Annotated in this window: 18 protein-coding genes and 1 pseudogene; 15 read left to right on the forward strand and 4 right to left on the reverse strand. The window is 41.3% G+C overall.

From position 1 onward, the window contains the following. Positions 1-797 precede the first annotated feature (797 nt). The 6 genes from AC5JMF_RS28975 to AC5JMF_RS29000 all read left to right on the forward strand — a co-directional run bounded on the left by AC5JMF_RS28975 (position 798) and on the right by AC5JMF_RS29000 (position 8,266). The gene (locus AC5JMF_RS28975) at positions 798-986 is read left to right on the forward strand and encodes a TLTLP motif-containing protein (protein ID WP_495799155.1); all 189 of its coding nucleotides are present in this window, start codon (positions 798-800) and stop codon (positions 984-986) included. Between the two features lie 614 nt (positions 987-1,600). Further along, positions 1,601-3,460: an NAD(P)H-quinone oxidoreductase subunit F gene (locus tag AC5JMF_RS28980; protein WP_495799156.1), complete on the forward strand. Its 1,860-nt coding sequence runs from the start codon at positions 1,601-1,603 to the stop codon at positions 3,458-3,460. A 79-nt stretch (positions 3,461-3,539) separates the two neighbouring features. After that, entirely contained in the window at positions 3,540-4,253 is a 714-nt protein-coding gene (locus AC5JMF_RS28985; protein ID WP_495799157.1) for a carbonic anhydrase, read from the forward strand. 270 nt (positions 4,254-4,523) lie between these two features. Further along, positions 4,524-6,023, forward strand: coding sequence for an NADH-quinone oxidoreductase subunit M (locus AC5JMF_RS28990; protein ID WP_495799158.1), 1,500 nt, complete (start codon positions 4,524-4,526; stop codon positions 6,021-6,023). A 121-nt stretch (positions 6,024-6,144) separates the two neighbouring features. Continuing rightward, positions 6,145-7,452 carry a CO2 hydration protein gene (locus tag AC5JMF_RS28995; RefSeq protein ID WP_495799159.1) on the forward strand — a complete coding sequence of 436 codons (1,308 nt, stop codon included), beginning with the start codon at positions 6,145-6,147 and terminating at the stop codon, positions 7,450-7,452. Between the two features lie 328 nt (positions 7,453-7,780). Next, positions 7,781-8,266: a GNAT family N-acetyltransferase gene (locus AC5JMF_RS29000; protein WP_495799160.1), complete on the forward strand. Its 486-nt coding sequence runs from the start codon at positions 7,781-7,783 to the stop codon at positions 8,264-8,266. A gap of 277 nt (positions 8,267-8,543) precedes the next feature. Here the strand turns inward: AC5JMF_RS29000 and AC5JMF_RS29005 are convergent, their stop codons facing one another. Then, positions 8,544-8,708, reverse strand: coding sequence for a hypothetical protein (locus AC5JMF_RS29005; RefSeq protein ID WP_495795553.1), 165 nt, complete (start codon positions 8,706-8,708; stop codon positions 8,544-8,546). 349 nt (positions 8,709-9,057) lie between these two features. Then, positions 9,058-10,875 (reverse strand): N-acetylmuramoyl-L-alanine amidase family protein, encoded by a 1,818-nt coding sequence (locus AC5JMF_RS29010; protein ID WP_495799174.1) that lies wholly within the window; start codon positions 10,873-10,875, stop codon positions 9,058-9,060. A 156-nt stretch (positions 10,876-11,031) separates the two neighbouring features. Between AC5JMF_RS29010 and pyrG the strand changes: the two genes are divergently transcribed. The 5 genes from pyrG to AC5JMF_RS29035 all read left to right on the forward strand — a co-directional run bounded on the left by pyrG (position 11,032) and on the right by AC5JMF_RS29035 (position 14,984). Further along, positions 11,032-12,669, forward strand: coding sequence for a CTP synthase (gene pyrG / locus AC5JMF_RS29015; RefSeq protein WP_495799161.1), 1,638 nt, complete (start codon positions 11,032-11,034; stop codon positions 12,667-12,669). A 119-nt stretch (positions 12,670-12,788) separates the two neighbouring features. Beyond that, positions 12,789-13,211 (forward strand): hypothetical protein, encoded by a 423-nt coding sequence (locus AC5JMF_RS29020; RefSeq protein ID WP_495799162.1) that lies wholly within the window; start codon positions 12,789-12,791, stop codon positions 13,209-13,211. A gap of 119 nt (positions 13,212-13,330) precedes the next feature. Further along, a complete protein-coding gene (locus tag AC5JMF_RS29025; protein ID WP_495799163.1) occupies positions 13,331-13,753 on the forward strand; it encodes a C6orf136 family protein in 423 nt (140 codons plus the stop codon). Between the two features lie 246 nt (positions 13,754-13,999). Beyond that, positions 14,000-14,215, forward strand: a complete 216-nt coding sequence (locus AC5JMF_RS29030) for a hypothetical protein (protein WP_495799164.1) — start codon at positions 14,000-14,002, stop codon at positions 14,213-14,215. Positions 14,216-14,447: 232 nt separating this feature from the next. Continuing rightward, on the forward strand, positions 14,448-14,984 hold the full coding sequence (locus AC5JMF_RS29035; RefSeq protein WP_495799165.1) for a TcaA NTF2-like domain-containing protein: 537 nt from the start codon (positions 14,448-14,450) through the stop codon (positions 14,982-14,984). Between the two features lie 60 nt (positions 14,985-15,044). Here AC5JMF_RS29035 and uvrA read toward each other — a convergent pair whose 3' ends face one another. After that, on the reverse strand, positions 15,045-17,972 hold the full coding sequence (gene uvrA / locus AC5JMF_RS29040; protein ID WP_495799166.1) for an excinuclease ABC subunit UvrA: 2,928 nt from the start codon (positions 17,970-17,972) through the stop codon (positions 15,045-15,047). A gap of 534 nt (positions 17,973-18,506) precedes the next feature. Here uvrA and AC5JMF_RS29045 point away from each other — a divergent pair. From AC5JMF_RS29045 to AC5JMF_RS29060, 4 genes and pseudogenes are all read left to right on the forward strand, one after another. After that, positions 18,507-18,572 (forward strand): annotated as a pseudogene (locus AC5JMF_RS29045) (GlsB/YeaQ/YmgE family stress response membrane protein); the annotation flags it as partial. Between the two features lie 199 nt (positions 18,573-18,771). Then, complete coding sequence (locus tag AC5JMF_RS29050) at positions 18,772-19,464, forward strand: manganese catalase family protein (protein ID WP_495799167.1); 693 nt, start codon at positions 18,772-18,774, stop codon at positions 19,462-19,464. Positions 19,465-19,922: 458 nt separating this feature from the next. After that, on the forward strand, positions 19,923-20,660 hold the full coding sequence (locus tag AC5JMF_RS29055) for a DUF3891 family protein (RefSeq protein ID WP_495799168.1): 738 nt from the start codon (positions 19,923-19,925) through the stop codon (positions 20,658-20,660). A gap of 296 nt (positions 20,661-20,956) precedes the next feature. Next, the gene (locus AC5JMF_RS29060; RefSeq protein ID WP_495794220.1) at positions 20,957-21,118 is read left to right on the forward strand and encodes a hypothetical protein; all 162 of its coding nucleotides are present in this window, start codon (positions 20,957-20,959) and stop codon (positions 21,116-21,118) included. 174 nt (positions 21,119-21,292) lie between these two features. Here the strand turns inward: AC5JMF_RS29060 and psbC are convergent, their stop codons facing one another. After that, positions 21,293-22,681, reverse strand: coding sequence for a photosystem II reaction center protein CP43 (psbC, locus tag AC5JMF_RS29065; protein ID WP_495799175.1), 1,389 nt, complete (start codon positions 22,679-22,681; stop codon positions 21,293-21,295). Positions 22,682-22,719: the final 38 nt, after the last annotated feature.

Genomic DNA, 22,719 nt, shown 5'->3' on the forward strand with positions numbered 1-22,719 from the left:
CTTCCCCAGTCCCTACTCCCCATTCTGAAGCGAGAAACAAGTGCAAACTTAGCTACAAAAATTTGAAAACTAGGAAAGTAAGCTGTAATTACCCTCCGATTGCTTAACCAGACCGCCCTACTTAAGTGGCGGTTTTTTTAGTGATATATCCATATATAGATTGACAAAATAGCAGTTTTATAATCTGCAATGGAAATTAAATTTATAAAATATTTATTTGGTGATCTTACTGAATTAATTCTGTACAAAATAGTTAAATATCTGTATTTACTCTGTTGTCATTTTTGGTTTAAATAACCATTATTGGCAATTTGTTCCAAGTCTCAAATATATTTGGGTGTAAATACTGTACGACGATCAAATATACTGAAAAAAATCAGTGTTTTTTCGGTCTTTATCCAAAAAAGCACTCACAAGCAATTCCTGGAAAAAGACGTTATTAAAAGCATTTCAAGACGCTAAAATTACTAAATATCAGACAAATACGTTGTGTCAATTAATCTTTTTTCAGATGAAAAATGTAATTTCTAATGCGGCAAAAATTAGCTATGCGTAAACAATCCATCATCCAACATAGAAAAGTTGAGAAAAATATTAGTCATAAAATAAAACTAAATTGGTTAAATTACTGATTAGCATCAACATTTTCAGGTATAAAAACACTGTTATGACACTTGCACAACTGGTTAAGCTTCTTGACTTATATACAGTTTGCAGTTAGAAAATAGCTAAAATAGCATAAAGGCTCTCATCAAGAGAGTTATCTTAACAAGCGAGTTGACGAACTTCAATTTTTTATGAATTCAAATAGCCAGTCTGGCAATTCTGCCGACATATATCCCCATCGTTTGGCAGAGATTGCAGGAACTGCGATCGCTTTATTGACTCTTACCCTACCCGTATTTGTCATTGCTCACTATTCTTCACCGACTGTTCAAAATCCTCAGCCACCTCTCATCTATAACCTGCAAAGCAGCGAAGATTAATGAAAGTTCTAAGCAAAACCGCACTGGCAGGAGAAGCTCAAAAAAGGAGAAAGCAGATTTTGAGATAATTTTTGTAGATAAAATCTGTGTTGCCTAGCACAAAACTCCTCCTCTTAGGAGAGTATAAGTATAAATACTTTGAATGTCAATTAATTTCTAGGCAAATCTCAGCCGATTTGATAGAAGAAGCGTTGCGTAATCATCTTGCAACGCTTCTTTTGCTATGGGGATGTGGTTCGACTCTGCGGTAGTTGAATCTTGACTTCGCTCGATTACCGCGTAGCCGAAACTCACCAACCGGGGGACGCGTAGTATTTAAGGCTCTAAGTTATAGAGAGATAAAAACTAAATGATTAAAATTCATAGATAAAAACTTATGGTTGCTATTCTTAATAGTTATTATCTGTGAATTGGAGTCCGATAAAAATTAATTAGAGAAGGTATTGCGAATTTGTTAGGTATAGTAATTCCCTTTTGGCATATATAAAGGTAAGCTATTTTTAATGAAATTAAATAAAGATAAACCTTCATTATCTTTAATAATTAGATTTTGAGGGATCAACGCTAGTTGGTTCAAAATCCCAGAGTTTTGCTAAAAATCTAGAGGTAAGTTCATGGCTCAGTTTCTGCTTGAGACTGTGTGGCTAGTTCCTTTGTATGCCTTAATGGGTGGTCTATTCGCTTTACCTTGGTCGCCGGGGATTATTCGTCACACCGGGCCAAGACCGGCGGGTTACGTCAATTTGGTGATGACATTTTTGGCGTTTGTTCATGGCGCGATCGCATTACAGGCAACCTGGAATCATCCGCCCCAATCAGTATTTATTCCTTGGCTATCTACTGCTGGTTTGAATCTCACCATTGCGATCAAAATTTCCTCGGTGAGTGTCGGTGCAATAGTTGTGATTAGTGGCTTGAATTTGCTAGCACAGATTTTTGCCATTGGTTACATGGAAATGGACTGGGGTTGGGGACGCTTCTATTCTTTGTTGGGATTATTTGAAGCCGGATTGTGTGCCCTAAGCTTGTGTAACAACTTGTTTTTCAGCTATGTAATTCTGGAAATCCTGACTTTAGGAACCTATCTGCTTGTGGGTTTATGGTTTAGCCAGCCTTTAGTAATTACGGGTGCGAGAGATGCTTTTTTAACAAAGCGGGTAGGTGACCTGTTTTTGCTGATGGGTGTACTGGCATTATGGCCTCTAGCTGGAACTTGGGATTATACAGAACTAGCGCAGTGGGCAGCTACAGCCAATGTTAACCAGACAGCAATCACATTAGTAGGTTTGGCTTTAATTGCTGGGCCAATGGGCAAATGCGCCCAATTTCCTCTACATCTGTGGTTAGATGAGGCTATGGAAGGCCCTGTTCCCAGCACAATTTTACGGAACTCGGTAGTAGTTGCTAGTGGTGCATGGGTGTTAATCAAACTGCAACCTGTGTTGACTTTATCGCCTATAGTTTCTTCTGTGATGGTGGCGATTGGCGCAGTTACGGCGGTGGGTGCTTCGTTGATTGCGATCGCTCAAATTGATATCAAGCGCTGTCAATCCTATTCTGTTAGTGCTTACATGGGCTTGGTGTTCATCGCTGTCGGTACACAACAAGATGAAGCAGCGCTATTGTTGGTACTCAGTAATGCGATCGCATCAGCACTGTTGGTAATGAGTACTGGTGGCATAGTTTGGAACAGCATTACTCAAGACGTTACTCAACTCAGTGGACTGTGGTCACGCCGTCCCATTTCCGGGTTAGCGTTTATCGTTGGGACTTTGGGGTTAATTGGCTTTCCGCCTTTAGGTAGCTTTTGGGCGTTGATGAAATTAGCCGATGGATTATGGACAACTCGACCTTGGTTAGTGGGAATAGTAATCGCAGTAAATGCTTTGACAGCCTTTAGTTTAGGTAGAGAATTCTGTTTAATTTTTGGTGGGAAACCCAAACAGATGAGCGAGCGATCGCCAGAAGTCCACTGGCCGATGGTTTTGCCAATGGTAATTTTACTTGGCTTTGCCTTACATCTGCCTTTAGTGTTGCAAAGCTTATCACTATTACCTGATTGGGCAACTTTAAATAAAGATGTTGCACTACTTTTAATTTGGTCGAGTATTTTCGGTTGCAGTATCAGTGGCGTAATTTATTTAGGCAACATTCCTAAACCTATTCGTTTGCCTTGGAAAGGTTTACAAGATTTGATTTCCTACGACTTTTACACTCCCAAATTGTACCGGATGAGTATTATTTTCAGCGTCGATCAAATTTCTAAGTTTGCTGATATGATTGACCGCTTTGTAGTCGATGGAATCGTTAACTTTGTTGGCTTATTTTCGCTGTTAGGTGGAGAGGGTCTTAAATACAGTACCTCTGGTCAGACACAGTTCTACGCCTTCACTGTACTTTTGGGAGTCAGTGTTTTAGGAATGTGGATAACTTGGCCTTTCTGGGGAGTTCAATTTTTAAATTTGATGTTTTAATCATCGACTTTCTAGTAGAAACTGCTCGATTTGGAATTCCTGGCTACAACTCAAATTTTAATCTTGTGAGGAGAATCTGATGCATAAAAAACATACTTTCCAAAATCTTTCCAGAAGAAATTTATTCAAGTTAAGTGCAGGTGCGATCGGTACAGGAGTTGTAGCAGCTGGAGTAGGCTCTAACTTAGCTACACCTGAAAAAGTTCTAGCTAAGAATGATATTACCCCCGAACAAGCACTGAAAGAATTATTGAATGGAAATCAAAGGTTTATATCTAGAAAGCGTAAAAACCCTAACCAAAGTTATACACGTTTGCAAGAAGTGGCCAAAGGTCAAAGTCCATTTGCTTCTATCTTAGGTTGTGCAGATTCACGAGTTCCATCAGAAATTATCTTTGACCAAGGTTTAGGAGATTTATTTGTCTGCCGGATAGCGGGTAATATAGCCACACCAGAAGAAATTGGTAGTTTAGAATTTGGCAGCTTAGTCTTAGGTTCTAAGGTGATTATGTTGTTAGGACATGAACGATGTGGTGCAGTAGAAGCCACCATTAAAGGTGCCGAAGTACCAGGACAAATAGGTAGCTTAATAGAAGCAATTAAACCCGGTGTAGAACAGTCAAAAGATCAACCAGGAGATAAGTTAGAAAATGCTATCAAAGCAAACATCCTAGTCCAAATTGAGAATTTAAAGAAATCGCCAGTTTTATCAGAATTAATTAAGACAAATAAGCTGAAAATAATCGGTGGTTATTACGATTTAGATACTGGCAAAGTGAGCATAGTTAGTTAGCTTTTTTGTCATTAGTCATTACCCAACATTTCGCACAATTACCAAAATTGAAGGTAGGGACGGGTTCACAAATATGCTTCAATCATTCACAAATATCTTATTGAACCCGCCCCTTTGAAAATAAGGGGTGAGAAATCCGGGATTAGTTATTCGCAAAGTCTGAGCGCCGGCTTCCAGCGTTAGTGTAGCGTCAAGCCTTCTCTTCGAGAGGCTTCGCCAACGTCAAGGGCGAACAGAACTTTGTCAGAGAGAACAAAGGACAAAAATACCATGTTAAGTGTTTTAATTTGGCTACCAATTGTTGCAGCAGCAATTATAACTTTAGTGCCGAAAAGCATCCCTGCTAGCGGAGTTCGTTTAGGAGCATTATTTCTTTCTGGGATAGTATTTTTTTGGAATCTTTTTATCCTGTTAAAATTTGATATCCACAATCCAGGAATGCAATTTCAAGAATATTTACCTTGGAATGAAACCCTCGGTTTGAGCTATCAATTAGGAATTGATGGACTTTCTGTATTAATGCTGGTATTGAATAGCTTGCTTACCTGGATTGCTATTTACAGTACTAGTAAACAAACAGAACGTCCTCGGCTTTTTTACTCCCTAGTTTTATTAGTGAGTGGTGGAGTTGCAGGTGCTTTTTTGGCAGAAAATTTACTGCTATTTTTCTTGTTCTATGAACTAGAATTAATCCCCTTTTATTTACTAATTTCTATTTGGGGAGGAGAAAAACGGGCTTATGCTGGAATCAAATTTTTGATTTACACCGCTGTTTCTGGAGCCTTAATTCTAGCAACATTTTTAGGTACAGTGTGGCTAACTGGTTCTAGTAGTTTTGCTTTTGATGCAGTCTCCACACAAACCCTTTCCACAGGACTGCAAGCTCTCCTACTTGCGGGAATAGTGCTAGGTTTTGGAATTAAAATTCCTTTAATTCCCTTCCATACTTGGTTGCCAGATGCTTATGTTGAGGCTTCAGCACCTATCGCTATTCTTCTGGGTGGCGTGTTAGCAAAACTGGGAACCTATGGACTTTTGCGGTTTGGAATGGGCATGTTTCCCGAAGCTTGGAGTATGTTTGCACCAACTTTAGCAATTTGGGGAGCAGTGAGTACCATCTATGGGGCAGTAGTGGCGATCGCCCAAAAAGATATCAAGCGCATGGTAGCATACAGTTCTATCGGTCACATGGGCTACATAGTATTAGCAGGTGCTGCTAGCACTCCTTTGGCGTTAGTTGGGGCTGTTGCCCAAATGTTCAGCCACGGTATCATCCTCGCTATCCTCTTTCATTTAGTAGGTGTTGTGGAAGCGAAAGTTGGTACTCGTGAATTAGACAAACTCAACGGCTTAATGAGTCCCATCCGTGGTTTACCCCTAATTAGCGCTTTACTAGTTTTGAGTGGTATGGCTAGCGCAGGTATTCCCGGTTTAACAGGATTTATTGCTGAATTTATCGTCTTTCAAGGCAGTTTTTCCGTATTTCCTCTACCAACTCTGTTATGTGTAGTGGCTAGTGGTTTAACCGCAGTGTACTTCGTCATCTTGCTCAACCGTACCTGTTTTGGCAAACTCGACAATCTCGCCTACTATCCTAAAGTGTTGTGGTCTGAGAAAATGCCAGCCTTAATTTTGGCAGCCATAATTATCTTTTTGGGAGTACAACCCACTTGGCTAGTGCGTTGGAGTGAACCAACAACCACCGCAATGGTATCTATAATTCCCTCCCCACAACCAACCGCAACCCCTCAAGTAGCAATAATGAAGTAGTCATTTGTCATTCTGTCACTGAGCGCTTGCTAAGCGTAGCGTCTTTGACACCAGAAGTCGAAGTGCATCTCCCCACTCCCTCCCGGAGCGGGGGCCCCGAGTTCCCCATTCCCCAACTACCATGACCGCAACTCAAACAGTAACTAAACTCCCTCCTTCCAAGCATGAATTTGCTGATGTCATTCATCGCCTAGAAGCAGGCGGTGGAATGTTGCCAGATACACCAGAAAATTTGATGCAAATCATCGGTTTATACAAAGCTTATGCTGTGCCGATGGACTTTTATTGGCGCGACCTACTTTATATTGCGGAACAAGTATTTTTAGACCCGTTTCCTTTCTTTAAATACTTCTTGCCCAAAGAGTATTTAGAGCGGCATAATCATTACGCTGGTGATGATGCTGATTTGCGAATTTGGCGCGGTGAAGCCACAGCCCATCCAGAACTTTTGGCATTTATTGAGAAGGGTGAAACTTTTAAAATGCCAAAATTATTGCATCATCTGTTGCACGATCGCATTAACATGGAATTCGCAGAAGCATGTATGCGGGCAATGCTGTGGCACAGAGGTATGGGCGGGCAATTTGACCCTTACCTAGACTCCGAAGAATATAAAGCCAACGCTGATAGAGCAATTAAAGCTTACTTCCAAGGCAACCCAGTGATGCTGGGAATGTATAAACTTTTCCCAGATATGTTCTTAGAACAGTGCCGCCAGATGTCTTACTACGCTAATCTGGGCTTGTTCTGGGAAATCATGGCACCAGTGTTTTTTGAAATGTCCGACCGCTATGACGAGGGTACAATCACCAGCGTCCCAGAGGCGATGAATTTTCTGGTTAATGGTATATTTGCGATCGCAGGTCGTCCAATTTACCACCACGTTTATATTCGTGGCGAATGCTACGAAATCATCCCCAAATCCAAAGGTTTCATGTGGTTATATGAAGCGGCACTACCCTACGTCGAAGCTGTTTTCTACCGCACTGCACCCTTCCGGGGAACAAAATCTTATAATGCTCAAGCCGGTCAAGTGCCTGATGATCAAAAAGACTTCCACTATGGTATTCTCTACGCAGATGTTTTTCCTGTAGGTACAGCTGGCATTCCACCCACACTTTTAATGCAGGATATGTTGCATTTTCTTCCACCATATCTTGTTGAATATTACAGCAAGCATTGCCGTGGTGAAGAAGATATGTTGATTCAATTGGGTGTTAGTTTTCAAAGGTCAATGTACAATGTTACTTCTGCGGTAATTCAAGCTTTGCGAGCCGCACTTTTATATCCTTTGGATGACCCAAATCCTAAACATTTGCAAGCAAATCGTGATTTCTTTGAAATGCAAATCAATCGCTTCACTCGACCTGAGTACAACATGCGCGATGCTGCCCGTTTAGGGAGTATTCAACGTCAGGATTATAGATAAAAGTTTGCCCTCCCACTGTGTTTGTTTATCCCAGCCTCCTAAAATAGGGGGCTTTTTTATATCCAAGCTGGAGATAATGATGATATTGGTCTGGTAATGAGACCTTTTATATCATGTCCGTTTAAAGACTTATGATTTGGCTGACGCGGAGATAGGGAGACGCGGTGAGACAGCGCTGCAGGAGGGTTTCCCTCCGCAGGCGACTGCGTTAGCGCAGCGTTAGCGAGCTTGCGAGCGTCACCCGAAGGGGGACACGGAGAAACTTTTATGATAAGTGATTAGCTGGACATGATATTACATAAAGTCAGCGACTACAACACTAATTCAGATGGAAATGCAAATTGAACCATACAACCCCTACCACCTTGATGCTGTGATTCGGCTTTCGCTTCGGGCATGGACTCCAGTTTTTGATTCAATTCAAAAAGCAATGAACGCTGATGTGTACCGGGCGTTCTACCCAGAACATTGGCGTGTAAGCCAGCAAAAGGCTGTCGAGGATGTCTGCGCTGCGGAAGACACAAATGTATGGGTTGCTACCAATGCAGATTCTATTGTGGGCTTTGTAGCCGTGAAACTGCATTCAGAAGACAACATGGGTGAAATCTATATGGTTGCTGTTGATCCAGACTTTCAAGGTCAAGGCATTGGCAGCGCTTTGATAGAATTCGCTCTCTTACGGATGAAAGATGCTGGCATGTCTATTGTGATGGTTGAGACCGGGGGTGATCCAGGTCATGCCCCAGCACGTCATACCTATGAAAAGGTAGGTTTTGATCTGTTCCCAGTTGCTAGATACTTCAAGAAGCTTTAAGTGCAGATGTCAGCAAAGAGTTTCCATAGTGATCACAAAGCGGGATAATCCGCATTTTCTTGAATAAAGTTAGGTTTTTCTCGGTCATAATAAGCAGCAGCACCCTTGTGGAGTGGTAAACCAGTTCCACAACTGTATCGGGAGGACTAATATTTACTGCCAAAGGCATCAGCTTTGCTAACTCTTGGCGATGACTTGCGCGATCGCCTGACTTAATATATAGCTTTCACCCTGTCGTGAGCCAGTCGCGATCGTCAGGCGGTGTACTTGGTTAACATCAATAGACTTCTTGCAAAAATACTTGAACCGTCAGAGACTCAAGTCTCTGCCTAATAGCAAAAGTCCGTTGAAACGGACTAAAAATACTGTTATTAGTCGGTTGAAACCGACTTGAGTTATCAGCCAGAAAATTTATTTTCTGGCGAGTATCCGACTTTTGCAAAAGGTCTAATAATTAAATGTATTGCTAAAAATACTATCAAGCCCAAGCTCAATAATAGGGGAATCAGCAATGCACGATTCGTTGTTAAATTGGCAAGCGAAAACGGACTTGCTGACTGATGGCGCAACATAATAATTCGTAATGACGCTCCTTCGGACGCTCGTACCTCGCTAACGCTACCGCTGCGAAGCGCGTAATTCGTAATTAATATACTTGAAAAATTTAAAATTAAATTTTGAATTTTATCAAGTTTGTCTAATCACTTCTGATTCAAAACTCTCCGCGTCCCCGTGTCACCGTGTCCCCGCGTCACCGCGTCCCCGTGTCCCCGCGTCCCCACTTCCCCATATCATCGTACACTTTGAAACCATTCAGTAATTCCTTGAGCGATCGCTTGTGCCATTTGCTTTTGCTTGTCTGGGTTGACTATTTCCTCAAATTCGTTGGGATTGCTCATAAAACCCAATTCCAGCAACACTGATGGAGCTTCTGTTGGACGTGTCAGTGCTAGGTTATTCCAGAACACACCATAGGAAGGTCTACCAATAGATTTGACGACATAGTTGTGTAAAAATATGCCTAAGTTATGCGCTTGAGTTTGATACCAAAAAGCACCAAATCCCTTGGTATTTTCGGCGTCGCCATCATCAGGTAAAGAGTTGTGATGTATCGAAAGCGCGATCGCGCTTTCTTGTTGAGCAATGAAAACCTGACGTTCAATCAACGAGACATCGCGATCGTCTTCCCGTGTCATTGTCACAATTGCCCCGCGCTTGACTAACTCGTCACGCAGCAACTTGGATATGACTAAATTTGCATCTTTTTCTAGATACCCAGTCGGGCCACTCGCACCAGATTCTTTACCGCCATGTCCCGGATCTAGTACAATCTTGATGTCAGCTAAAGACTTGCGTCCTTTGTGCCCGATCGCAGGTGAATGACGTAAAGTCAAAACTAGGGTTGTACCGTCGTATTTTAATCTATATCCCCACTGTTGAGCTTTTTTGAGGTTGAAGGTGTATTGTACCCGTCCTGGAGCCACTTGTTGCCAATCTAAACGATTAATTAGGGGGTTATCATCCAGGCGAATAATGTCTGTTTGGGCTGTGGTGTTATGAAGAGTCAGGACAAAAGAGCGATCGCTTTGTTGTACACTCACTGGTACAGGAACTTGTAACGGAAATAGGATCTCTGTTGCACTCTTAACTTGGCGACTTCTGACACTACGAATGATTGTGCGTGTGGGAATAGCGCCAACTAACAAGCGGGTTTCCTTGCTATTAATCCAAGCGCCGTAGTCCAAGCGTAGCCATTCACCTTCCTTACCTGTAACCGTTGCCCGTGTTCCCTTGGGTAATGGAGTGAGTCGAGAATGATCTGTACTTGGGCCAGTGCGAGCAACACCTGAATCTGCCGTTACCTCAAAAACTTGCAACTTAGCGGGTGAGATAATTTGAACTTTACCAGATCCCGGTTGAGTAATTGTCTTACCATTCAGCGTCAGTTGGAACTCCGGTTTACCCAAATCTATATCTTTGCTTAAATCTGGAACAACAGCACCAGACATAATATTGTTACCGTAAATTAGGGAACCAATTTGCAAAGCTGTCATACAACCCTCATACTTTCCTGCGATAGACTGGGCAGTAGGTTGATTTCGTCCGATGAGGGCAGCTAAATTACTAGGCAGTTGTGCCTGTTGTGGTTGAGGAGAAAGTATAACAGTTTGATTAGCCAGCTTCACAGAGACGTTAGCATTGGGTGGTGCGATCGCACCATAACAAATTAATTCACCTGGTAACCTGGCGATGTCAACTGCGGGAGTGAGGGAATCTTGAGCAAAACCTAACCCTTGTGGTAACTGAGGCTGAGTGGTTAGCCTTGTCACCTTAATTTGGAGTTCTTGATTATTGTGACGCACAGTAAACAGATTCTCGCCCACTTGCAATGGGAAACTTGGTGCAAAATGGCCAGCTTTGCTGCGGGTAATTGGCTTACTATTGATTAAAACTTGTCCATTGGGTGGCGCTGTACCAATAAAGAAGATTTTTTCTGCGCTTGTTTGATGGTTTGTCCGAGGAAAAACGACATTAAGAGTAGGCTGTGCCAATGCCACAGAGGAGGTGACAATCAAGCTTAATAATACTAAACTTAAGAATTTTTTCACAGCAGGATCACAGAAGATTTCGCCACAGCGACTGTGGCACAATGACCAAGATAGGCTAGAGGATGTAAAAAAGGGTAAAAACTTAGATGTAAACCCCGGATTCATCCTTTAGATGATGGGATGTATTTTTAGAAGTTACTAGAAATTCAAACTACTATGACTAAGTTTATCTTTGTAACTGGAGGTGTAGTTTCCAGTATCGGCAAAGGCATTGTAGCAGCAAGTCTGGGGCGTTTGCTCAAATCGCGCGATTATTCTGTGTCGATTCTCAAACTAGACCCCTATATTAACGTCGATCCAGGTACAATGAGTCCGTTTCAGCATGGGGAAGTGTTTGTTACCCAAGACGGTGCCGAAACAGATCTAGATTTGGGGCATTACGAACGCTTTACCGACACCTCAATGTCGCGCTTGAATAGCGTCACCACAGGCTCAATTTACCAAGCAGTCATCAATAAAGAGCGGCGCGGCGACTACAATGGCGGTACTGTGCAAGTCATTCCTCACATCACCAACGAAATTAAAGACCGAATTCTGCGAGTCGGCAGAAGTACAAACCCAGCAGTAGTAATTACAGAAATCGGTGGCACAGTCGGGGATATCGAGTCGCTGCCATTTTTGGAAGCAATTCGCCAGTTTCGCAAAGAGGTAGGACGCCAGAATGTATTGTATGTGCATGTCACGCTGGTACCGTGGATTGCCTCTGCAGGTGAAATGAAAACTAAGCCTACACAGCATTCAGTCAAAGAACTGCGATCAATTGGCATTCAACCAGATATCTTAGTTTGTCGTTCCGAACGTCCTCTACCCAAAGGATTAAAACAGAAATTATCAGAGTTTTGCGATGTCCCAGAAGCATGTGTAATCACCTCCCAAGATGCCAAAAGCATCTATGAAGTACCGCTAAATTTAGAACGGGAAGGATTGGCACAGCAAGTATTAGACTTGTTGCAAATGGAACAAAGTCAACCAGATTTGTCACAGTGGCAAACCCTAGTCAAAAAATTACACAGTCCTAAACAAGAAGTAGAAATTGCGATCGTTGGTAAATATGTGCAGTTAAGTGATGCCTATTTATCAGTCGTCGAAGCCTTGCATCACGCCGCAATCTCTACCTATGGCAAACTACGCCTGCGTTGGGTGAACTCAGAAGATTTAGAAACCGAACCTGCCGAAACCTATCTTGCAGGTGTTGATGGCATAGTTGTGCCGGGAGGTTTTGGGGTGCGGGGAGTAGATGGCAAAATTGCAGCCATTAAATATGCCCGCGATCGCCAAATTCCCTTTTTAGGATTATGTTTAGGAATGCAATGCTCTGTCATCGAATGGGCACGCCATATAATGGGCTTAAAAGACGCCAATAGTGCGGAATTTGACGCCTATACAACCGATCCAGTTATTAACCTATTACCAGAACAGCAGGATGTAGTTGACTTAGGCGGCACAATGCGCTTAGGGCTGTATCCTTGTCGGGTTCTCCCCAACACTCTCGCCCACACACTTTATCAAGAAGAAGTGATTTACGAACGACATCGGCATCGTTATGAATTTAACAATGTTTACCGCACCCTGCTGTTAGAGTCAGGCTATGTGATTAGTGGCACATCTCCCGATGGTAGGCTAGTTGAAATTATTGAATTGCCCAAACATCCATTCTTTTTAGCTTGTCAATTCCATCCCGAATTTCAATCGCGCCCCAGCAACCCCCATCCTTTATTTAAAGGACTTATCCAAGCTGCGATCGCCCTTTCTCTTTCCAACTCCAAAGCACCAACACCATTAGAAGTATCATAGAAAATCAAAATAGATTTTTGATGATTGTGATCTAGCGCACAGCAACATTTACCTAGATTGAGCAAATTTTGAGATACAGGGTGACATCATTCATAAAAGTGGGACTTTGAGGAGATGTTGTGGCGTACTGGGTGAAAATCCTTTACGAGAGGAAAGAATATGTAGTCAATTTTGAACGCGTCCATGCTTTTTGTTACGAAAAAAACGGCAGGGTAACTTTTTGGTTGCCCGATAGTGCCATCCCCATCACAATTAATCCCCAGAGTAACCTAAAAGACTATCAAAAAATTTTAGATTATTTAGAATGCGTCACCCGCTTAGAAATAGATAACGCCCACTGGGTAAAAATAATTTACGAAAAAAACGAATATATCATCAACCTCAACTGCATCAGTTCCTTTTGTCACGAACCAAACGGCAGAGTCACCTTTTGGTTGCCAGACGGCACAATTCCCATCATTATCAACCCAGCCAATAATCCTGATTCCTATCAAAAAGTTGTACAGTTTGTGCAAAAGACAACAGGGTATTTTTTATCATGATCATAGGGAGTAGGGAGTAGGGAGTAGGGAGTGGTGAAGAGATATTTTTATAGGTCGTTGTGAACTTTGTGATAGCTTTTTCATGGACTACCAAGTAATTTTATCCCCAAAGGCTGTGCATGATAATGCAAGTGCAACAAGTAATTGAGACTCTGCAAAAAGATTTACCGACGCTTTTTGAAAAAGACATCTCCTACGACATTTACACACAGAGTATCTATTTTCGAGACCCAGTAAATACATTTAAAGGCAAATTTAACTATCGCATCATATTTTGGACATTGCGATTTCACGCGCGACTATTTTTTAGTCAAATTTATTTTGATGTACATGAAATCAGTCAGTCTGCTCAAAATATCATTTTGGCAAAGTGGACAGTTCGCGGAGTTTTGCGGGTTCCCTGGAAAGCCAAGATATTTTTCAATGGTTATTCAACGTACAAATTCAATCAAAATAACTTGATCTACGAGCATATCGATACTTGGGATCGTCCGCCAAAAGAGATTTTACAGCAGTTTTGGCAAAAGGGAGAAAGTATTTGATAAATTTTCTTATTTGGTAATTCCGGCGACAAATAATCAAGTTCGACTCTGCTAAAAAGCTCTAGAAGACGCCTGAATCCTAGTTCAGAATATATTTTGTAACAAATTTATTAGATCTTGATCTAATTGGTTAAGTTTTACCAACTTTAGGATTTTTGGAGGTTTTATATTTTAAGATTTTCTTTATATTCATATAAGCCCTGCTATGATAGGGCGAAACCAAGCTGTTGCTATAGGGGCAAGTCCATGAATTCTTCAACATTACGTCAGCTCTGGTTTGTGATTGAACAAACCCAAACTAGTATCCTTTTAGGGTTTAACGATGCAGATCTGGTTCAGCAGTTACTGAAACAACTAGAGAGAGACAGACTACTCAGTGGCGAAGAAATCAACACTACAAGAGCTTATCTTCGTTCCAGAGTTCCATTAATTCGCGACTTAGCTATGGCCCGCTCGGCGTAAAATAATTTACATCTTAATTATTCAGATATATTGAGGGTGCGATCGCCACTATCAACTTGCAGATATTTGCAAGAAATTCGATATTGGCATAATTTTTAGAGTTTTGATAGCGCTTGGAAGCGATCGCAATCTCCAAGTAAGTAAAGGAATGCGATCGCTTGCTTGCTATGAAATTGAATAATGATTATATTTAATTCAATCATCTTTTACTTAACTAATACTTTGGGGCATAATGTTTGTCGTTAATATACAAATCTTCAAAAATCCTTTTTGTGTCGCTTTGTTAAGCTTACTAATTGCAAGTTGTAATGCTAGCACTGATGAAAAAAATATCAAAACTGCAACACCCATTAGTAATGTACAAGCTTCAAAAACTGTAGAATCAAGCCCAGTAACCTCTGAAACCAAAGACCAGAATACTAATGAAGAAATTAAAGCTGTTTTCGATGAGAACCTCAGAGGTTTGAACGAAGAAAATTTAGAAGTTGCAATGACTGCAATTGAAAAAAATTCTTCTGTCTATGAACAAACTAGACAACTAACTCAAAAACTTTTTGACACCTATGATTTAAAATACGAAATTAACAATTTTGAGGTGATTGAAGTATCACAAAACTCTGCTAAAGTAAGGATTACTCAAACAACTAAAAAAGTTAGTGGCCCTGCATTCAGAGATAATATATTGGTGGCTATCAATACCTTAAATAAGTCTGATGGTAAATGGAAAGTATTATCTACAGAAGTAGAGAGTGTTAAATATCTGAATTAGAGGTGTGGTGCATTAATGGTGTTTTATGTTTCACTAACACACCATTTTAGCTTACTAATACTACCTTTTCATCGCTGAATACTGCTGCAAAACTTGTTGCAAATATTGCCCAGTATAAGACCGAGAATTACTTGCTACTTCCTCTGGCGTTCCTACAGCAATTACTTCTCCACCTTTATCACCGCCTTCCGGGCCTAAATCTATCACCCAGTCGGCGCAACGAATCACATCTAAATTATGTTCAATCACTAAAATTGAGTTGCTTTTATCTACCAAGCGTTGCAATACATCTAATAATTTGTGGACATCATAAAAAGATAAACCTGTCGTTGGTTCATCTATTAAATAAAGTGTCTTGCCAGTCGCACGACGAGATAATTCTGTTGCCAATTTCACCCGCTGCGCTTCACCACCAGATAGAGTAGTTGCAGGTTGTCCTAGTTGAATATAACCTAATCCAACATCAACTAATGTCTGTAAGCGAGTCACAGCTTTAGGTATGTTTTGACAAAATTCTAAACTTTCTTCAACTGTCATGTTGAGAACATCAGAAATCGATTTATCTTTGTACTTTACTTGCAAAGTTTCGCGGTTATATCTTGCACCTTTACAAATTTCACATTGCACGTAAACATCAGGAAGAAAGTTCATTTCAATGACATTTACACCTTGTCCACTACAGGCTTCGCAACGTCCACCTTTGACATTAAAAGAAAATTGTCCTGGTTTGTAACCTCTAGCTTTAGCTTCTACTGTTTGTGAAAATACATCACGAATGACATCGAAAACGCCTGTATATGTTGCAGGGTTAGAACGCGGTGTGCGTCCAATCGGAGATTGATCAATCACAATTGCTTTATCAACAGCATTCAATCCCTGGATTTTATCTAAATCTTTAGGTAGAGGAACTCTCTTTGTTAAATGGTGTTGTAGTGATGGGTAGAGTAATTCGTTAATTAAGGTAGATTTCCCAGAACCAGAAACACCAGTGACAGCAACGAGTTTACCCAGTGGAATTTCTACGTCTATGTTTTGTAGATTGTTGCGATGGGCGTTTTTAATTATCAAACTGCGCCCGTTACCTTCTCGGCGTTCTGTTGGGGTGGTGATGACTCTTCTTCCTGACAAGTATGCACCTGTTAAAGAATTTTCTGCTGTTAGTAATGCTTGTAAGTCACCTTGGGCAATAATATTGCCACCATGAATGCCCGCGCCAGGGCCAATATCAACAATATGGTTAGCTGCACGAATTGTTTCTTCATCATGCTCAACTACAATTAATGTGTTACCTAAATCGCGCAATTTAGTTAAAGTTTTTAGCAACCGTCCATTATCGCGTTGATGTAAACCAATACTTGGTTCATCTAAAACGTAGAGAACTCCTGTTAAGCCAGAACCAATTTGTGTTGCTAGGCGAATTCGTTGGGCTTCTCCCCCAGAAAGTGTCATTGCTGGACGATCAAGAGTTAAATAATCTAGACCCACATCTAACAGAAATTGCAATCTAGATTTAATTTCTCGAAGTACTAAATCAGCAATTTGGATCTGGCGATCGCTCATTTTTAACTGCTCAATTTTCTGGCGACAATCGCGAATTGATACCCCAGTTAAATCTAAAATTCCATACTGTCCCAATCTGACTGCTAATGCTTCTGATTTTAACCGTTTTCCACGACAGACTTCACATGGCTGATCGATTAAATAATCTTCTAATTTTTGCTTAAGTAACTCCGAACTTCCCTCATATTGTCTTTGCAATATGGGGATTACCCCTTTAAAATTTTGCTTCTTTTCAGCTGATTTAGTTTGTTCTTCTCCATATAAAATTGTCTGTTTTTGTTCATCTGTTAGCTGATTCCAAGATGTTTTTAACTCAAACCCATGAGCTTGTCCTAAGCTATAAAGTAATTCCAAATAATAAGAATTATCTTTCTCTGACCAAGGGGCGATCGCCGCATACACCGGTGCTTCAGAATCAGGTATGACCAAATCAGGCGAAAATCTTCTGAGAGTTCCTATACCATGACAATGAGGACATGCACCATAAGGTGAATTAAACGAGAATAACCGGGGCGATAATTCCTCCATTACCGCCCCGTGTTCTGGACAAGCAAAATTCTCCGAAAAGACTAATTCTTCTTCTTTGTCATTAGTCGTTTGTTCTTCATGACTACCAATCACAATGTTAGCAATGCCACCAGATTGTTTAAGACACGTAGCTAGTGAATCAACCAAACGCTCTTGTATACCAGGCTTTTTCACCAGACGGTCGATTACCACTTCAATTGTGTGAGTTAAATTTTTATCTAACTCGATAGAGTCTGACAAATCTCGCACTTCGCCATCGACGCGCACACGGACAAAGCCTTGAGATGCCAAACTCGATAATAATTTCCGGTGAGTGCCTTTTTTACCCCGAACCACGGGGGCAAGAATTTGGAACCGGGTGCGATCTGGTAATTCCATGATGCGATCGCACATTTCATCGATGGTTTGGGGTGAAATACAGCGATCGCATATCGGACAATGGGGTTCACCTGCACGACCAAATAGCAATCGTAAATAGTCATAAATCTCCGTTACCGTACCCACAGTCGAACGGGGATTGTGAGACGTTGATTTTTGGTCAATGGAAATCGCTGGACTCAAGCCTTCAATTGCTTCGACATCCGGCTTATCTAACTGCCCTAAAAATTGCCGTGCGTAGGCGCTGAGAGATTCCACATAACGCCGTTGTCCTTCTGCAAAAATCGTATCAAATGCCAGAGAAGACTTACCCGAACCAGAAACGCCAGTGAAAACAATCAGGCGATCGCGCGGTAGTTCCAAATCAATATTTTTCAGATTGTGCTGTCTAGCACCCCGAATACGGATAGTATTTTGGTTATTTTGGCTGGGGTGCGGAAGATGCCCATTTAACACAGAGGGCTGAGAGTCATTTTCTTCCAATCCGAACTTTGGGGATGGTGCTAGCTGTTTGTCTGACATGTTGATCGGCTGGTAAGGAGCTTCTTACGAAACAGTCCTTAATAATACTATCTAATTTATGTTTATAGTAGAACAATAGTACTGTTATAGATATCTAGGCTATCTATAACAGTACTAAAATTCTGTCATATATATTACCAGTATTTTTTATTACTCAGCATAATTAACAGTAACTCTCTTGGACAATATGGTGTTAGTTATCATTTTTATAATAGATACTTTGAGTACATCTTCAATAAGTCAGATCATATAATTATTTCTTTAGGTAGAGACGAATAAATATAGTTTTGATTTCACAAAAATTTCAGTTTTAAAAAGATTATTGCAATAAACAATTTGCTACTTGCATATATTATTGCATATGACAAAATAAGTATTTAAACTTTGAGATTTTATATCAATTAGAAATAAACAATTTCTCTTACTTTTGGCTGCATTGTTTATCTCATCCGGTAGAAATAAGTGTAAATAAGAATTGATAAATTAAAAGCAAATCAAGTTTGAAGAGAAAGATTAGAATTTTTAGCTGGTGCGATCGCCAAAGCTATTTATCCTGGATATCAAGGTGGTGGAATTCTCTCAACTATGATTTTGGATATTTCGGTGCTTTTATTAGCTCCTGGCTCAAAAGCGCAATAATTCATCGGTCTTCTATTTACGAGTTTGCAGAGCCAACAAACATCAAAATGGCTAGATTTTTACTAGCATCTTAAACACATGAGATGGAAGTAAAAAAATCATAGAAGACACTAACACTCTACCCCCTTTTGTAATCACGTCGTTTCTAAAAGAGAGAGAAATGTTTTTTCACAAAAAAGAACCTATTCATGTTGTAGATGTTAAAGAAGCAAACCCTCGCTTTGCTCAACTACTTCTAGAACAATTTGGTGGAGCAACCGGAGAATTAACAGCTGCTTTGCAGTATTGGGTGCAATCGTTTCATGTTGAGAATGCTGGCATTAAAGATATGCTCCAAGATATTGCGCTCGAGGAATTTAGCCATCTAGAAATGGTCGGTAAACTCATCGAGGCTCATACCAAAAATACAGATCAAACAGATGCTTATAAAAGTACTCTTTTTGCTATCAGAGGAGTTGGGCCTCATTTTCTAGATAGTCAAGGTAGTGCTTGGACTGCAAGTTACTTGAATGAAGGTGGAGATGTAGTTCGTGATTTGAGAGCCAATATTGCCGCTGAGGCTGGCGCTCGTCAAACTTACGAAGAACTGATTAAGCTAGCAACTGACGAAGCAACAAAAGAGACTTTGGTACATTTGCTCACGCGGGAAATTTCTCATACCCAAATGTTTATGAAAGCTCTAGATTCATTGGGTAAATTGACCGATCCATTCTTTGGTAACATTAAGCCTGATGAAACTGTTGCTCTCTACTACAATTTGTCTACAAATGGTAATGGCAAAGATGAGCGTGGCCCTTGGAATTCTGAGCCAACATTTGAATACATTGCTAACCCGCTAGAAAGCCATTCTTAGCTTAAAATTTGTCAAAAAGCTTTTGAAAACTCCCAATAACAAGGTGGGTATTGCCCACCTTACTTAACAGTAATAGCTGTAGTGGCGTGTTTAGCCTTAGAGGATGTTTGAAAAGTCTAAATTAATACTAACCCCGGCGATTAGAAATCGCGACTATACAGACAAAACCCACCTTCGTGGGTTTCAATAACTCGATTTTCCGTGTTTTCCAAAGGAGGTGGACTTCACTTGTGTAGTAGCGAATTATATTCGTCCAAAACTTGAGCTTGAAACCACAAATTACGAATTACGTTAGCGCAGCGGTAGCGAGTCATCGATAGCGTTAGCGACACAGGAGCGTCGCGTCATTACGAATTACGAATTATTTAGTCATCCTAACTTTTTTAGTAGCGTTTTTGCAAAAAATCAATTCTCGGAAGTTATTTGAGAATCAAAATCTAGTTTTAGGAGATTAATTTGTGATTGTTAATGCTACACAAAATGGTTGGGAAATTATTTATCATCGCGCTCATGCTTTGTTGGCAGCTCAACTAGCAGGACAATGGCAACGCAAAAACGCTCCAGCACGGTTATATGAAACGCTAGCTGCTATTTCCCATCACGATGATTTAGAGAAAGAATGGGAAGAAAAAATTCTTACCGAAGCGGGTACGCCAATGGATTTTACCTTCAGTCCAGAAGGTGGTAAAGAGGGTTATGAGAAATTAGCTGAATTAGCAAAGAATGCGCTTTACCGAGGACGGTGGGTGGCTTTATTAATTTCTATGCACATCAGCCGTTTAAATGAGCCAAAACGGGGTCAGTCTTCAGAAATAAATCAATTTTTGGATGGGCAACTGCAAAACCAGCAGCATTTACGCAAGGAACTAGGTATTGAAAAAGAGGAAGTTGACGCGGCCTACGCTTTTATGCAATGGTGCGATCGCCTCTCACTTATCCTCTGTCAACAAGAACTACCCGCAGATGAGCGATTGTTGGAAATTAGCAAGGGCCCTGACGGTGAGCGTTATGACATCATGCAACGCCGTGATCAACTGGTTATAGTTCAACCTTGGCCTTTTGAGGATAATCAATTCACAGTCAATGTCGAAGCTAGTGAACTCCACCAAGTAAAGTTCAACAGTAGCACCGAATTAGCCCAAGCACTACAGAAAGCACCAATCAAATCGCTGGAATGGAAATTTATCAAAGGCTAGATATATATCAGCCAATTTTTTTGTCCAATTTTGTTGACTATGTATAACAATTTTGTTAGATTAATTTACATAAGTTAATAAACAAAGCAATAAGCTTGATTGCCACTCCAAACCTGTTCGCCTTGGACATTAGCCCAGCAAAATTAATCTTGGTATCGCTTTCTCTTATCGACATTTGGACTTCTCCCATAAACCTCGACTTGACAGTCGAGGTTTTTTGTATAGCCGAGAAATGGGGAGTGGGGAAAGATGTATTTTCATGCCCCTGTTATGTGAAAATCACATGAGTAGACCTCTTGCAAAAGTCAGATACTCGCCAGAAAATAAATTTTCTGGCTGATAACTCAAGTCGGTTTCAACCGACTAATAACAGTATTTTTAGTCCGTTTCAACGGACTTTTGCTATTAGGCAGAGACTTGAGTCTCTGACGGTTCAAGTATTTTTGCAAGAAGTCTAGTGTTTAGCTTGAAAATAGGGAACAGGATAAAGAAACTCTTTTTCTTCCCCTACTCCCCACTCCCCACTCCCCACTCCCCTACTCCCTATTCCCAAGGCATCAAAAAAAGGCTCTCGCTTTTACACAAGAGCCATTAAGCTATTCGATTGTCAGTAATGAAAGTAAACTTGTAACCTAGTCGAGGTCGTTCATAAACAACACTGGTTCAGTATCACGGTTGATACCTTTCTCGAAACCACCAGCAGCGGCTCTAGCACGACCAGCGTGCCACAAGTGACCTATTAGGAAGAAGAAGCCTAGTACGAAGTGAGAAGTCGCCAACCAAGCACGAGGAGATACGTAGTTGAACGAGTTGATTTCAGTCGCTACCCCACCCACAGAGTTCAGAGAACCCAGAGGAGCGTGAGTCATGTATTCAGCAGCACGGCGAGCTTGCCAAGGCTGAATATCATTCTTGATTTTTTCCAGGTCAAGACCGTTGGGGCCACGTAGAGGCTCTAACCAAGGGCCACGGAAATCCCAGAAGCGCATGGTTTCTCCACCAAAGATAATTTCACCAGTGGGAGAGCGCATCAGATATTTACCTAGACCTGTGGGGCCTTGTGCAGAACCGACGTTAGCACCTAAACGTTGGTCACGAATCAAAAAGGTCAAAGCTTGGGCTTGAGAAGCTTCAGGACCAGTAGGCCCATAGAATTCGCTAGGATAAACGGTGTTGTTGAACCATACCATGCAAGAAGCAATAAAGCCCATCAAGGAGAGAGCGCCTAAGCTATAGGAGAGATAAGCCTCACCAGACCAGATGGATGCGCGACGAGACCAAGCAAAAGGCTTAGTGAAAATGTGCCAAATACCGCCAGCAATACAGATGAAAGCAATCCAAATGTGACCGCCGATAACATCTTCTAGGTTATTGACGCCGACAATCCAGCCTTCGCCACCAAAGGGAGACCTGGTTAGATAACCGAAGATAACTGCTGGATTAAGTGTCGGGTTGGTAATGACGCGAACATCACCACCGCCAGGTGCCCAGGTGTCATATATACCACCGAAGAACATGGCTTTTAACACCAACAGCAACGCACCACATCCCAAAATGATTAGGTGGAAACCGATGATGTTGGTCATTTTGTTCTTGTCTTTCCAGTCGTAACCAAAGAAAGAAGAGTATTCTTCTAAGGTTTCTGGGCCACGAACGGCATGATAAATACCGCCGAATCCTAAGACAGCTGAGGAAATTAAGTGAAGTACACCAACAACGAAGTAGGGGAAGGTATCGATAACTTCACCACCGGGGCCGACACCCCAGCCTAAAGTCGCGAGGTGAGGTAGCAGGATCAAGCCCTGCTCATACATGGGCTTTTCAGGAACAAAGTGAGCGACTTCAAACAAAGTCATTGCTCCAGCCCAGAATACAATCAAACCAGCATGGGCAACGTGAGCGCCCAGCAGTTTACCAGATAGGTTGATTAAACGAGCGTTGCCAGACCACCAAGCAAAACCTGTGGATTCTTGGTCGCGTCCGCCGCCCATTACCGAAGGTCTATTAGAGAGCGTTACCACGTGGTAGTACCTCTTCAGGGAATACAAATTGTTCGTGA

The organism is Desmonostoc vinosum, assembly GCF_059505385.1.

Excerpts from the sequence above, each read along its gene's own strand:
- AC5JMF_RS28975 (WP_495799155.1), top strand. The coding sequence starts at position 798 with ATGAATTCAAATAGCCAGTCTGGCAATTCTGCCGACATATATCCCCAT.
- pyrG (WP_495799161.1), top strand. The coding sequence starts at position 11,032 with ATGACTAAGTTTATCTTTGTAACTGGAGGTGTAGTTTCCAGTATCGGC.
- AC5JMF_RS29025 (WP_495799163.1), top strand. The coding sequence starts at position 13,331 with ATGATAATGCAAGTGCAACAAGTAATTGAGACTCTGCAAAAAGATTTA.
- AC5JMF_RS28980 (WP_495799156.1), top strand. The coding sequence starts at position 1,601 with ATGGCTCAGTTTCTGCTTGAGACTGTGTGGCTAGTTCCTTTGTATGCC.
- AC5JMF_RS28985 (WP_495799157.1), top strand. The coding sequence starts at position 3,540 with ATGCATAAAAAACATACTTTCCAAAATCTTTCCAGAAGAAATTTATTC.
- AC5JMF_RS29035 (WP_495799165.1), top strand. The coding sequence starts at position 14,448 with ATGTTTGTCGTTAATATACAAATCTTCAAAAATCCTTTTTGTGTCGCT.
- AC5JMF_RS29050 (WP_495799167.1), top strand. The coding sequence starts at position 18,772 with ATGTTTTTTCACAAAAAAGAACCTATTCATGTTGTAGATGTTAAAGAA.
- AC5JMF_RS29000 (WP_495799160.1), top strand. The coding sequence starts at position 7,781 with ATGGAAATGCAAATTGAACCATACAACCCCTACCACCTTGATGCTGTG.
- AC5JMF_RS28995 (WP_495799159.1), top strand. The coding sequence starts at position 6,145 with ATGACCGCAACTCAAACAGTAACTAAACTCCCTCCTTCCAAGCATGAA.
- AC5JMF_RS28990 (WP_495799158.1), top strand. The coding sequence starts at position 4,524 with ATGTTAAGTGTTTTAATTTGGCTACCAATTGTTGCAGCAGCAATTATA.
- uvrA (WP_495799166.1), bottom strand. The coding sequence starts at position 17,972 with ATGTCAGACAAACAGCTAGCACCATCCCCAAAGTTCGGATTGGAAGAA.
- AC5JMF_RS29030 (WP_495799164.1), top strand. The coding sequence starts at position 14,000 with ATGAATTCTTCAACATTACGTCAGCTCTGGTTTGTGATTGAACAAACC.